Source organism: Thermasporomyces composti (assembly GCF_003386795.1).
In the GTDB taxonomy this organism is placed as follows: domain Bacteria; phylum Actinomycetota; class Actinomycetes; order Propionibacteriales; family Actinopolymorphaceae; genus Thermasporomyces; species Thermasporomyces composti.
This window is the reverse complement of record NZ_QTUC01000001.1, coordinates 874485-886882: the sequence shown is the minus strand read 5'-3', so window position 1 is coordinate 886882 and position 12398 is coordinate 874485. Positions and strand designations below refer to the sequence as shown.

Sequence of the window (12398 nt, the reverse complement as noted above, 5' to 3'; positions counted from 1 at the left end):
GAGACATGACTGCCACGGTTACCGAGAAGACCGCCGAGGAGGCGCAGGCCAGAGTCGGCCGGATCGTACGCGTCATCGGGACGGTCGTCGACGTCGAGTTCCCGCCCGGCGAGCTGCCCGATGTCTACAACGCGCTCAAGACCACGGTGAAGCTCGGCGACCAGACCAACACCATCACGATGGAGGTCGCGCAGCACCTGGGCGACAACGTGGTGCGCGCGATCTCGCTCAAGCCGACGGACGGTCTGGTTCGCGGCCAGGAGGTCATCGACACCGGTGAGTACATCACCGTCCCGGTGGGTGAGGTGGCCAAGGGTCACGTCTGGGACGTCACCGGCGAGTGCCTCAACCTCAAGCCGGGGGAGCGCCTGGAGATCAAGGAGCGCTGGCCGATCCACCGGCCCGCGCCGGCCTTCGACCAGCTGGAAGGTAAGACCGAGATGCTGGTCACCGGCATCAAGGTCATCGACCTTCTCACCCCCTACGTCAAGGGTGGCAAGATCGGCCTGTTCGGTGGCGCCGGCGTCGGCAAGACGGTGCTCATCCAGGAGATGATCATCCGGGTGGCCCGCAACTTCGGTGGTACGTCGGTGTTCGCCGGCGTGGGTGAGCGGACCCGTGAGGGTAACGACCTGATCCTCGACTTCGAGGAGAGCGGCGTCATCAAGGACACCGCCTTGGTGTTCGGCCAGATGGACGAGCCACCGGGTACCCGACTCCGGGTCGCGCTCGCGGGTCTGACGATGGCGGAGTACTTCCGCGACGTCGAGAAGCAGGACGTCCTGCTGTTCATCGACAACATCTTCCGGTTCACCCAGGCCGGTGCGGAGGTCTCGACGCTGCTGGGCCGGATGCCCTCCGCGGTGGGTTACCAGCCGAACCTCGCGGACGAGATGGGTGCCCTGCAGGAGCGGATCACCTCCACACGGGGTCACTCCATCACCTCGATGCAGGCGGTGTACGTCCCCGCGGACGACTACACCGACCCCGCCCCGGCCACGGCGTTCACCCACTTCGACGCCACCACGGAGCTGTCCCGGGCGCTGTTCGCCCAGGCGATCTACCCAGCGGTCGACCCGCTGACCTCGACGTCGCGGATCCTCGACCCGCGCTACATCTCGCAGGAGCACTACGAGACGGCGATCCGCGTCAAGCAGATCCTGCAGCGCAACCAGGAGTTGCAGGACATCATCGCGATCCTCGGTATCGACGAGCTGCCCGAAGAGGACAAGATCACCGTCGCTCGGGCGCGGAAGCTGCAGCGCTTCCTGTCGCAGAACACCTTCGCGGCGGAGCAGTTCACCGGCATTCCGGGCTCGTTCGTCCCGCTGGAGGAGACCGTCGAGTCGTTCAAGCGAATCTGCGACGGCGAGTACGACCACGTCCCCGAGCAGGCCTTCTACATGGTCGGCGGTATCGAGGACGTCGAGCGGAAGTGGGCGGAGATTCAGAAGGATCTCTGACCGGACGTACGAGGAGGGCCTCCGGACACCTTGTCCGGAGGCCCCACAGGTCAGGCACCGCCCGCTGGGCTGGAGTGACCCGGCGGACGGCGCCACGTGGGGGTGTACCAGGAGACGGGTATTCTCCCCAGAACACTTCAGGCCAGGAGGATTACGGTGGCGAAGCCCTTGCACGTCGAGCTTGTGGCGCCCGACCGCACGGTCTGGTCAGGGGAGGCCGCCACGGTCGTGGCGCGTACGACCGAGGGCGACCTCGGCGTCCTGCCAGGTCACGAACCGTTCCTCGGCCTTCTGGCCGACGGCGTGGTCGAGATCCGCACCCCGGAGGGCGAGGAGTGGGTGGCCGCCGTCCACGGCGGCTTCCTGTCCGTCGCGAACGACCGGGTCTCGATCCTCGCCGAGTACGCTGAGCTGGCTCACGAGATCGACCTCGAGCAGGCGCGACGCGACCTGCAACGCGCCCGGGAAGCGGGCGAACTCACCGAGGAAGCGCTCGCACGCGTGCGTCGGGCCGAAGCCCGAATCCGCGCCGCCGAGCGCAGTACATAGGCTCTCGAGTCGGACGTGGTAGGCGTGGTGGCAGCGTTCGGAGAGGCGACATCGCCGCGAGGATCATGTCGGGACGCTCCGACGCTGCGCTGCGCCGGTCACGTCTCGCTCCTGTCGCCGCGCCGACACGATGAGCTGCCTGTCCGGGTACGAGGGCAAGGTGGCGCCGGATGATCGAGATCATCCTCGACGCCGCGGGAATCTTCCTCGCCCTGGTTGTTGTCGTGTTGGCCGGATTCGCGTTCCGGCGACGTTTCCTCCAACGGCGTGGCGGCACCTTCGACTGCAGTGTCCGACTACGCGACCGGGGAAGCGGCAAGGGCTGGGTCCTGGGAATCGCCCGCTACTCCGGCGACTCGGTCGAGTGGTTCCGGGTCTTCTCGTTCAGTCCTCGGCCTAAGCGCCGATTCTCGCGGAACGATCTCGTCGTCCGATCTCGCCGCGAGCCGATGACCACGGAGGCCGTCGGCCTGTACGCCGGGCACGTCGTCGTCGAGTGCGTCCGATCAGACGGCACGATCGTTGAGCTGGCGATGGCCGAAGACGCCTTGACTGGCTTCCTCGCCTGGCTCGAGGCAGCCCCACCTGGACGCACCCGCGGTCCTCTCACCTTGTGAGGCACGTCTTGCCGCCACTCGCTCGTCTCTGCCTCGGTGGCGCCTAGGCCCAACCGCCGTCGCCGACACGGGCCGGCATCGATCTTCCGTACCTGACGAAAGGGCGAGCTGCGGCGTCACCGGGGTATCCTCCGCGCGGCGCAGCAGCTCGCCCCGAGCTGACGACTGACGCCAATCCGCCTGTGGCGCGACCCTCGTCACTCCTCCGTGTCGATGGTCGTCCCGACGTGGCCGTCGACCGTCGTCGTGGCGGTGGGTGGCACCCACGGCAGGTAGTAGTAGCCCTTTGGATCCTCAGGGAGGAGCACTGGCAACGGCAGCGGCAGGTCCGGATGTGGCTGGTCCGCGAAGGGGCAGGGCAACGGCGGCAACGGAATCGGAAGCGGAATGGGCAGCAAGGAGCAGGTCTCCGATGGCGACGGTGTCGGCGTCGGCGGAACCGGAGAAGGCTTCGGAGGTACCGGCGTCGGCTCCGGCTTAGGCGACAGCGTCGGCCTGGGCTTGGGCTCCGGGTCGTGCGTCGGTTGGGGGAAGTCCTTGGGCGGCGGCTGGGGCTGCTCCGCCGTCTGCTCGGGCTCCGGCTCCTCTGGCTCTGGCTCAGACGTCGGTTCCGGCAGCTGGTGGTCCGGCTCCTCCTGCTCCTCGTGCCGCTTGTGCTCCTCCGCATCCGGCCCAGGAGCCGATGGCCGAGTGCGCTCAGCTTCCGATGCTGCGGTCGGGCTGGCGGTCGCCGTGGGCGACGCCTTCTCCGGGCTCCGGCTCGCCGGCTGGCGCGACCCGGTGATGCGCTCGCCGTCGTCGTTCACGGGCTCCGAGTCGTCGGTCACGGTCGTGGTGGTGGACGGGGCGGATCCGAGCGCGACACGGAAGCCCTCAGGGAACCACGAAGGCGTGGGAGCCGCCGAGCTCCCGAGCGTGGCCCAGGAGCTGGAAGCCAAGGCCAGGGGCACGAGAACGGCGATCTGCCGCGCCCACCGCGCCTGCCGCGAGGGCGCCCGGCGTGCCCGATGCCTCGCGCGGGAACGGCGGCGGACATTCCGTCGTCCCGACGTCGCCCGGCGCTCCTCCCGCCACGGCTGCGCGAGGACGTCCTGAGTGTCGTCTTGCGCGGTTTGCCACGTCATCTCACCGCGGCCGCGCCACGTCCGCTCCGCGGCCGACGAGTTGTGAGCTCCTCGGGGACGTCTACCGTCCACTTCCGCCTCTTTCGGTCGTCCGGCTCCTGTCACACGCGTAGCCGGGTCCATCAGGCCCGGGGCAAGCGCACGCATCGCCGCCCTAGGCGCAAAAGATCAAGATAGCGGGTCGGCGCCGGAATCGCGAGTGGTTCGACCAAGAAAGCGAAGGCTGGGGTACTTTGCCCCGGCCGGGCGACACGACGCCTACGCCGACTCGGGACGACCTCCCGGCCGCCACACGACGTCTCCCGTCGCCTTGTTGGCGACCCGGGCGAGCACGAAGAGCAGGTCCGACAGCCGGTTGAGGTACTTCAGCGCCTCCTGGTTGACCGTCGAGGCGTGCGCCTCCACGGCCGCCCAGGCGGACCGCTCCGCGCGTCGGACGACGGTGCGCGCGGCGTGGAGCAGCGCGGCTCCAGGGGTTCCGCCGGGCAGGACGAACGACCGCAAGGGCTCCAGACGCTCGTTGAACTGGTCACACCAGGCCTCGAGTCGCTCGACGTAGGCGGGCGTCACCCGGAGGACACCGCTCTCGTCCGGACGGACCGGATTGCCGAGGTCCGCGCCCACGTCGAACAGGTCGTTCTGCACCTGGACGAGGACGGCGGCGATGTCGTCGTCAAGAGCACCCAGCGCCAGGGCCACACCGATGCTGGCGTTCGCCTCGTCGACGTCGGCGTACGCCTGAAGCCGTAGATCGGTCTTCGACACCTTGCTGTTGTCGACGAGCCGGGTGGTGCCGCTGTCGCCGGCACGGGTGTAGATGCGGGTGAGCCTGACCATGCCGGCAGCCTACGCGCGATCTCCTCGCCGGGGGTCACGGCGCTGCGCCTCGCTCAGGAATCGCGGACACCACGCGGTCGTGCATCGTCGCTCCCTGTGACCTTCCCGACGGGGGGAGACGGCCCTGTTCCGGGTACACCCGTCGACCAGGCGGCTGGGCTCGTAGCATGCCCGGCGTGGAACGGCTACGAATCCAGGGAGGGGCCCGCCTCGTCGGCGAGGTCACCGTCACCGGCGCCAAGAACAGCGTCCTGAAGTTGATGGCGGCGGCGCTGTTGGCGCGCGGTCGTACCGTCCTGCACGACGTGCCAGACATCCTTGACGTCCGCTACATGGGTGAGCTGCTGGAGCGGCTCGGTTGCGGGGTCGAGAGCCGGGGCGGGACCCTCGTCATCGACGTGCCCGACGAGGTCGACTACGCCGCCGACTACACCCTCGTGCGGAGACTTCGGGCGTCCATCATCGTCCTGGGACCCTTGCTGGCCCGCTGTCGTCGAGCTCAGGTCGCGTTGCCCGGTGGCGACAGCATCGGATCCCGCGGGCTTGGCATGCACGTGGCGGGCCTGGCGAAGATGGGCGCCGACATCCGGGTCGAGCACGGGTACGTGATCGCGGAGGCGCCCGGCGGCCTGCGCGGCAATGAGATCTTGCTCGACTTCCCGAGCGTCGGCGCCACGGAGAACCTCCTGCTGGCCGCCACCCTCGCCGAGGGGACGACAATCATCGACAACGCCGCCCGCGAGCCCGAGATCGTCGACATCGCGGAGATGCTGTCGCGGATGGGCGCCAAGATCGGCGGGATCGGGACGTCCACCCTGGAGATCGAAGGGCCGGCGTCGCTCAGTCCGGTGGAGCACACCGTGGTTCCGGATCGCGTCGTCGCTGGGACGTGGGCCATCGGCGCCACGGTGACGGGAGGCGACGTGCGGCTGCGCAACGCGCGCGCCGACCACCTCAGCATCGTGCTGGAGAAGCTGACGAAGGCCGGTGCCGACGTCGAGACGACGCACGACGGGTTCGCCGTCCGGATGGACCGGCGACCACGGGCGGTCGACATCGTCACCCTGCCGTATCCGGGCTTTCCAACCGACCTGCAACCGATGATGGTGACGCTGGCGGCGGTCAGCGAGGGCACGTCGATGGTGACCGAGAACCTCTTCGACGGCCGGTTCAGGTTCGTCCAGGAGCTCGCCCGACTCGGTGCGGACGTGGAGACCGACGGGCACCACGCGGTCGTGCGTGGCAGGCCGACCTTGTCGGGGGCGCCGGTGGAGGCGACCGACATTCGCGCGGGCGCGGCACTCGTCTTGGCCGGCCTGGTCGCGGAGGGGGAAACCGTCGTGTCCGGTGTCCACCACATCGACCGGGGGTACCCGGACATGGCCGGCGTCCTGCGCGGTCTGGGAGCGCACGTGGAGCGGGAGCCGGACGATTTCGCCAAGTAGCGCACGCGGTCGCCAAGGAGCCGCACGCGCCCGCCGCCGCGAGCTCCGGCGCGTGCCGGCACTCCGAGGCGGGTCCCACGAGTGCGCCCCTCACGGGACGCCGACGTCGTGGGTGTGCACCTGAGGTCGGCGTCAGACCTTCTCGACCGGCTCGACCTGGGCCCCGAGCTGCTCGAGCTTGGTGAGGAAGTTCTCGTAACCCCGTTGGAAGATGCCGGTGCCCCGGACGATCGAGCGGCCTTGCGCGGCGAGCGCGGCGATCATGTAGGAGAAGCCGCCACGCAGGTCGGGCACCTGCAGCTCCGCGCCACGCAAGGAGGTCGGTCCCGCCACCACCGCCGAGTGCAGATAGCGGCCACGGCCGAACCGGCACGGGGTCGAGCCCAGGCACTCGGAGTAGACCTGGATCTGCGCGCCCAGGCGGACGAGGGCCTCGGTGAAGCCCATGCGGTTCTCGTAGACCGTCTCGTGCACGATCGACACGCCCGTCGCCTGCGTCAAGGCGACGACGAGTGGCTGCTGCCAGTCGGTCATGAAACCGGGGTGGACGTCGGTCTCGATGGCCAGTGACTGGAGCTTGCCGCCGGGGTGCCAGAACCGAATGCCCTCCTGGGTGACCTGAAACTCTCCGCCGACGCGCCGGAAGACGTTGAGGAAGGTCATGAGGTCGACCTGGCGGGCGTTGCGTACGAACACCTCGCCCCCTGTCGCCAGCGCCGCGCACGCCCAGGACGCCGTCTCGATCCGGTCCGGAAGCGCCTCATGGATGAAGCCGCCGAGGTGGTCGACACCGGTGATGCGGATCGTGCGGTCGGTGTCCAGGCTGATGATCGCCCCCATCTTCTGGAGCACGCAGATCAGGTCGATGATCTCAGGCTCGACGGCCGCGTTGGTCACCTCGGTGACACCACGCGCGCGGACACCGGTGAGCAACACCTGCTCGGTCGTGCCCACGCTCGGGTAGGGCAGGTGGATGCGGGCACCGGTGAGTCCTTTCGGGGCGCTGAGGTACAGCCCTTCCGGACGCTTGTCGACCACGGCCCCGAACTGGCGAAGCGCGTCGAGGTGGAAGTTGATCGGTCGGTCTCCGATCCGGCAGCCACCGAGGTTCGGGATGAACGCCCGGCCAAGCCGGTGGAGCAACGGCCCACACAACAGGATCGGGACTCGGCTGGATCCCGCGTGAACCTCGATGTCGGGTGAGGCGGCCTGCTCGACGCTGGAAGGGTCGAGCACCAGCGTGTCTGGCGTGGCGCCAGTGCTCACGGCCACGCCGTGCAGCTCGAGCAGGTTCCCCACGATCTCGACGTCACTGATGCGGGGGACATTGGACAGGACTGACGGCTCGTCGCCGAGAACCGCGGCGACCATGGCTTTGGGGACGAGGTTCTTGGCTCCTCTGACGGCGATCTCGCCGATGAGTGGGGTTCCGCCCGACACGACAAGGGTGTCGACGGCCATGGGCATCCTCCAGGCTGACGTCCCCCGTGTCCGATCGCTTCGAGACCACGACATACCGTAACGGCGGCGCTGTTTTCTCGTAGGGTGCCCCCATGGCCGAACTCACTCCTCGCGCGTTGGCGGTCGTCGGTGCCGGTCTCATGGGATCCGGCATCGCTCAGGTGGCCGCGTGTGCTGGCTGGCAGGTCACTCTGCACGACGTTTCCGAAGACGCGGTCAAGCGTGGTCTGGCCGGCATCGGATCGTCCCTCGCGACCTTCGTTCGCAAGGAGCGGATGAGTCGGGAGGACGCCGACGCCGCCCTCGCCCGCATCACCACGACCACGGACCTCGAGGCGGTGGCCGGCGCCTCGATCGTGGTGGAAGCCGTCTTCGAACGTCTCGAGGTCAAGCACGAGGTGTTCCGCGAGCTCGACCGGATCTGTCCACCCGGCGTCGTCCTCGCCACCAACACCTCCGCCATCCCGATCACCAAGATCGCCGCGGTCACCCAACGGCCGGAGGACGTCGTCGGCACGCACTTCTTCTCGCCGGTGCCGCTCATGGCCTTGTGCGAGCTGGTGCGTGGTCATCGCACCAGCGACGAGACCTTGGCCCGTGCCCGGGAGTTCGCCGAGTCGGTGGGCAAGACGTGCATCGTCGTGACCCGCGACGTCGCGGGCTTCGTCACCACTCGACTGATCTCCGCCCTCGTCGTGGAAGCGGTCCGGCTGGTCGAGAGCGGTGTCGCCACACCTGAGGACATCGACACCGCCTGTCGGCTCGGTTTCGGACACGCGATGGGGCCGCTCGCCACCACCGACCTCACGGGCGTGGACGTCCTCCGCCACGCGACGCTCAACATCTGGAACGAGACGGCCGACCCGAAGTTCTTCCCGCCCGAGCTGCTCACGCGGATGGTCGAGGCGGGGGAGCTCGGCCGGAAGTCCGGACGCGGCTTCTACCGCTACGACGACGGCACGTGAGCCGCGCGGCGAGGCTCGAGGCGGTCAGGCCGCGACGTGGGCGCGCACCAAGGACACCACCTCGTCCGCGCATCCCCACGACATCGTGACCCCGGCGCCCCCGTGGCCGTAGCAGTGGACGACCAGACGGTCGTCCCCTGTTCGCTCGGCCTCGAGGCGAACGCGAGGGCGGAAAGGTCGCAGGCCGACCCGCTGCCCCAGCACCCGCGCGTCAGCGAGCTCGGGAACCAAGCGGCGCGCGGCGGCGAGGATCGCCTCGGTCGTCTCCGGGCGAGGCTGGCGTTCCCAGTCACCCTCCTCGGCGGTGCCGCCGACCACGATGTCGTGCAACCGGGGCACGACGTAGACGGGGCGGTCGGGGTCGCTCTCATCGACCACCCATTCGGTCAGGCCGACCTGCTCCACGTAACAGATCTGGCCGCGGATTGGGACGACGGTGGGGTCGCCGGTCAGTTTGCGCGCCGCCAGACCGGCACAGTTGACGACGACGGGTGCGGTGTTGGGCAGCTCGGCGAAGGCATGGCGCGACAGTGTCCCTCCCAGGTCGGTCAGCCGTTCGACCAGCCAGGGCAGGTAGACGCTGGTGTCGATGACGGGTGCCTCGAACTCCCAACCTCCGGCGTACCCGGGCGGTGGCGTCCGCACGGGCCGCAGGTTCGGGACGGCGTCCGCCCAGGAGGGCGGTGGGCCGGCGGACGTGGTGAGCTCGCGGCCGGTCCGAATCCGCACGCCGGCGGCGGGCGTGGCCTCCGCCAGGCCGACGAACACCCGGTACGAGGTCGCCGACCAGGCGCTCACCCGCTCCGGGGGCGCTGCCCGATACGGGTACCACAGTGCGGCGGCCACGGCCGAGGTCGTCTCGAGCGGCAGGTCGCGAGCGAGCACGTGGACGTCGTAGCCAGCCTCGGCTAACCGGACCGCGCAGCTGAGGCCGATGACGCCGGCCCCGATCACGAGAATCCTGGGTGGACGCCCGCCGCGTCGTCCCATCACGTCAGGCACCGCGTCCTCCCCAGAGGTCGAGGCGCCTCTTGTCGATGGGTTGTCCGCAGCCATCGTGGTTCTCCTCGAAGGCCCGATGCTCCTGGGAGGCGTGATGCTCCGGAAGGGCTCGGCAGGGCGCGCGGCGGGACGCCGCGGCCTGGCGCATGGTGGACCCTCGGGGGTGATCCCACGCCCACCACCTTAGAGCCTGGTGGCGCACCATCTGGGGAGCTCGCGTGTCCTCGTCCTGACCGCGCGGTCCGACCCGCCGCGACGGCGTCTCAGGGCGTGAGAGCCGCGCGGACGGCGTCCTCGCGCTCAGTGGGGTCCGGTGATGACGTCCTCGGTTCCGCACGGGCCCCCGCCGACGCTCTCCTCGAGGACGACGGGCTCACCGTCCATCGTCAACGTCTGGTAGAAGCGCGCGATTCGCTCGGCGGAGCGGCCGACGTAGTGACAGATGAACGACCGGCGGAACCGGTCCGTCGTCGTGTTCGGGCCCGACCCGTGCACGAGGCTGCCGTTGAAGAACAAGACATCGCCCGGCCGCATGTCGACCGGGGACAGGACGCAGCCCGGGTGGGGGCGGAACGTACTCACGAGTGAAGGACACCGACGGGTCGGCTTCCTCGGGACAGAAGAGGTCCATCCGATGGGTGCCGGGCACCACCTCCAGGCCGCCGTTGGCGCGGTCGATGACGTCGCAGGCGAGCCACGCGGCGATGCAGGTACCGGGCTCGACCCGCAGGTAGAAGTTGTCCTGGTGCAGCGCCTGGCCACGCGCCCCGGGTGGCTTGAAGTAGAACATGCTCTGCGCGGCCAACGGCTCCTCGCCGAACAGGTCGGTGAGGACGTCGCGGATCCGGGGGTCGAGCAGGTAGCGCAGCGCCACCCCGTTGACCTGGTGGGGGTGCATGATCCGCGGGTAGGCGCGGAGTACGTCCTCCGCGTCGGGGACCGGCTCGAAGTGACCGGGGATCGGACCGGCGGCGTGCATCGCCATGAACTCGTCGCGTAGCTCTGCCACCTCCTCCGCGCTGAACAGGCCCCGGGCGACCGCGAAGCCCTCCTCGTCGAAGCGCCGTCGCTCGGTGTCGTCGAGCCGGTGTTGACGCCGCGAGGCAGGCGTTTGGCCGGACCCGGCTCGGCCGATGTCGGCCGGCGGCGCCGAGGTACCCGTCTGCGGTGGGAGGGTCGACATGGCACTGCCTCCTCGCTGATTCGTGCCGTCGGACAGTCGTCGGCTCCGTTGCCGCCACACGGCCCACGCTAGGGCGTGTGGGTGCCGGAGGGGATGACCGTGAAGGCTGAGGACCTGCCAGAACCCGCTACGCACGGGACGCCCGCGCCGCCAGCGGAGCTGCTCGTCGTGGCGCGGTTCGACGTGCGACCGGGCTACGCGGTCGACCGAATCCGCGGAGCGTCGAACTGGCTGCTCACCTGGACGCTCGCGGGCGCCGGACGTCTTCAGCAGGGCGGTGTCGAGGTCATCGCCCGACCGGGCGACCTCGTGGTGCTCGGCCCCGATCTGCCCCACAGCTACGCGGTGGCGCCCGGCGCGACCGCGTGGTCCTTCTGGTGGGTGCACTGTCCGCCGCGGGCGTCCTGGCGGTCGTGGCTGTCACCGTACGAACGTGGCGACCGCGTGTTTCGCACGCGCGTGCCGACGTATCTCCATCCACGCCTCAGCCGGGCGTTTCGCGCCCTGCACGCGGACGCCCGCTGGTCCGGGCACGGCCCACCGCCGGCCCCTGTCCCGGCCAGCCACACAAGGGTTCGGCCCGCTGTCGCGGTCGGGACGGCCGCTCGGGAGCTCGCTCTCGGCCGCGTCGAGGAAATCCTGCTCCTCGCGACGGCGGGCTCACAACCGGGACGGCCCGCCCGGCGGGGTCTTGACCCGCGGGTTCGGCAGATCGAGGCGATGCTCCTCGCCGATCCCGCCGCGCCGCACACGGTTCGCTCGCTGGCCGAGCAGGTGGCGTTGTCGCCGTCGCGGCTGTCCCACCTGTTCTCGCAGCAGACCGGGACCACTCTCACGCGGGCGCTGCAGGATGCCCGGCTCCGCTACGCGGCTCGGCTCCTCGAGGGTACGGACCTGCCTGTGCAGAGCGTCGCCACCGCGTCAGGGTTCGTGAGCGCCTTCCACTTCAGTCGGTTGTTCCGGGCGCGGTTCGGCGTCCCGCCCAAGGACTACCGAGCCGGCGCCCGCCGTCCGCCGAGCGGGTGACGACATCGGCTCTGCGCGCTAGAACAGCGTCATCTCGTCCCGGGGGATGCCGCGCAAGGCGTCGTAGTCGAGTGTCACGCACTCGATACCGCGATCGTTCGCCAAGACCCGAGCCTGCGGTTTGATCTCCTGGGCGGCGAAGACACCTCGGACCGGCGCGAGCAACGGGTCTCGGTTGAGCAGCTCGAGGTACCGCGTGAGCTGCTCCACGCCGTCGATCTCGCCTCGACGTTTCACCTCGACGGCCACGGCGGCGCCGTTGGCGTCGCGCAGCAGCAAGTCGACCGGTCCGATCGCCGTCGGGTACTCCCGGCGAACCAACGTCCAGCCCTCACCGAGGACGCTGGGGTGCTCGGCGAGCAGCTCCTGCAGGTGCGCCTCGACGCCGTCCTTTTGCAACCCCGGATCGACGCCGAGGTCGTGCGTGGAGTCGTGGAAGATCTCCTCGATCGTGATGACCAGCTGCCCGCCGTCCTTGCCGGTGACCGTCCAGCGCGCGGGCTCGGACTCCGTCGCCGGCTCCTCGACGAGCGTGCAGGGCGGGCTCATCCAGTTGAGCGGCTTGTAGGCGCGGTCGTCGTTGTGGATCGAGACCGAGCCGTCCGCCTTCACCAGGATGAGCCGCTTGGCCGGCGGCAGGTGGGCGGTCAACCGTCCGACGTAGTCGACCTGGCAGGTCGCGATGACGAGACGCACCCAGGGGAGACTAGCGGGCCGCGCCCGGAC

The 12398-nt window shown here is 69.7% G+C and carries 12 protein-coding genes and 1 pseudogene; 6 read left to right on the top strand and 7 right to left on the bottom strand.

What is annotated here, in order from left to right:
* Window positions 1-5: 5 nt before the first annotated feature.
* The 3 genes from atpD (at window position 6) to DFJ64_RS03830 (ending at window position 2629) form a co-directional block, all read left to right on the top strand.
* On the top strand, window positions 6-1463 hold the full coding sequence (gene atpD, locus DFJ64_RS03840) for a F0F1 ATP synthase subunit beta (RefSeq protein ID WP_115849190.1): 1458 nt from the start codon (window positions 6-8) through the stop codon (window positions 1461-1463).
* A gap of 156 nt (window positions 1464-1619) precedes the next feature.
* Window positions 1620-2012, top strand: coding sequence for a F0F1 ATP synthase subunit epsilon (locus DFJ64_RS03835; RefSeq protein WP_115849189.1), 393 nt, complete (start codon window positions 1620-1622; stop codon window positions 2010-2012).
* A gap of 170 nt (window positions 2013-2182) precedes the next feature.
* Window positions 2183-2629: a DUF2550 domain-containing protein gene (locus DFJ64_RS03830; protein ID WP_115849188.1), complete on the top strand. Its 447-nt coding sequence runs from the start codon at window positions 2183-2185 to the stop codon at window positions 2627-2629.
* Between the two features lie 197 nt (window positions 2630-2826).
* On the opposite strand, the gene DFJ64_RS03825 is transcribed toward DFJ64_RS03830, so the two are convergent.
* Together DFJ64_RS03825 and DFJ64_RS03820 are read right to left on the bottom strand one after the other, a co-directional pair.
* Complete coding sequence (locus DFJ64_RS03825; protein WP_147304586.1) at window positions 2827-3456, bottom strand: hypothetical protein; 630 nt, start codon at window positions 3454-3456, stop codon at window positions 2827-2829.
* Between the two features lie 555 nt (window positions 3457-4011).
* Window positions 4012-4590 (bottom strand): cob(I)yrinic acid a,c-diamide adenosyltransferase, encoded by a 579-nt coding sequence (locus DFJ64_RS03820; RefSeq protein WP_115849186.1) that lies wholly within the window; start codon window positions 4588-4590, stop codon window positions 4012-4014.
* A 176-nt stretch (window positions 4591-4766) separates the two neighbouring features.
* On the opposite strand from DFJ64_RS03820, the gene murA (DFJ64_RS03815) reads away from it, so the two are divergent.
* A complete protein-coding gene (gene murA / locus DFJ64_RS03815; RefSeq protein ID WP_115851804.1) occupies window positions 4767-6035 on the top strand; it encodes a UDP-N-acetylglucosamine 1-carboxyvinyltransferase in 1269 nt (422 codons plus the stop codon).
* A 132-nt stretch (window positions 6036-6167) separates the two neighbouring features.
* Here the strand turns inward: murA (DFJ64_RS03815) and murA (DFJ64_RS03810) are convergent, their stop codons facing one another.
* Entirely contained in the window at window positions 6168-7496 is a 1329-nt protein-coding gene (gene murA / locus DFJ64_RS03810; RefSeq protein ID WP_115849185.1) for a UDP-N-acetylglucosamine 1-carboxyvinyltransferase, read from the bottom strand.
* Between the two features lie 92 nt (window positions 7497-7588).
* On the opposite strand from murA (DFJ64_RS03810), the gene DFJ64_RS03805 reads away from it, so the two are divergent.
* Window positions 7589-8461 carry a 3-hydroxyacyl-CoA dehydrogenase family protein gene (locus DFJ64_RS03805; RefSeq protein WP_115849184.1) on the top strand — a complete coding sequence of 291 codons (873 nt, stop codon included), beginning with the start codon at window positions 7589-7591 and terminating at the stop codon, window positions 8459-8461.
* 24 nt (window positions 8462-8485) lie between these two features.
* Here the strand turns inward: DFJ64_RS03805 and DFJ64_RS03800 are convergent, their stop codons facing one another.
* From DFJ64_RS03800 to DFJ64_RS03795, 3 genes and pseudogenes are all read right to left on the bottom strand, one after another.
* Complete coding sequence (locus DFJ64_RS03800; RefSeq protein ID WP_245940933.1) at window positions 8486-9463, bottom strand: FAD-dependent oxidoreductase; 978 nt, start codon at window positions 9461-9463, stop codon at window positions 8486-8488.
* Between the two features lie 300 nt (window positions 9464-9763).
* On the bottom strand, window positions 9764-9997 hold the full coding sequence (locus DFJ64_RS20055) for a phytanoyl-CoA dioxygenase family protein (protein WP_281268484.1): 234 nt from the start codon (window positions 9995-9997) through the stop codon (window positions 9764-9766).
* 112 nt (window positions 9998-10109) lie between these two features.
* Window positions 10110-10646: pseudogene (locus DFJ64_RS03795) on the bottom strand (phytanoyl-CoA dioxygenase family protein); the annotation flags it as partial.
* 93 nt (window positions 10647-10739) lie between these two features.
* Between DFJ64_RS03795 and DFJ64_RS03790 the strand changes: the two are divergent.
* Window positions 10740-11672, top strand: coding sequence for a helix-turn-helix domain-containing protein (locus DFJ64_RS03790; protein ID WP_115851803.1), 933 nt, complete (start codon window positions 10740-10742; stop codon window positions 11670-11672).
* Window positions 11673-11690: 18 nt separating this feature from the next.
* On the opposite strand, the gene nucS is transcribed toward DFJ64_RS03790, so the two are convergent.
* Window positions 11691-12368: an endonuclease NucS gene (nucS, locus tag DFJ64_RS03785; RefSeq protein WP_115849182.1), complete on the bottom strand. Its 678-nt coding sequence runs from the start codon at window positions 12366-12368 to the stop codon at window positions 11691-11693.
* Between the last annotated feature and the right edge of the window lie 30 nt (window positions 12369-12398).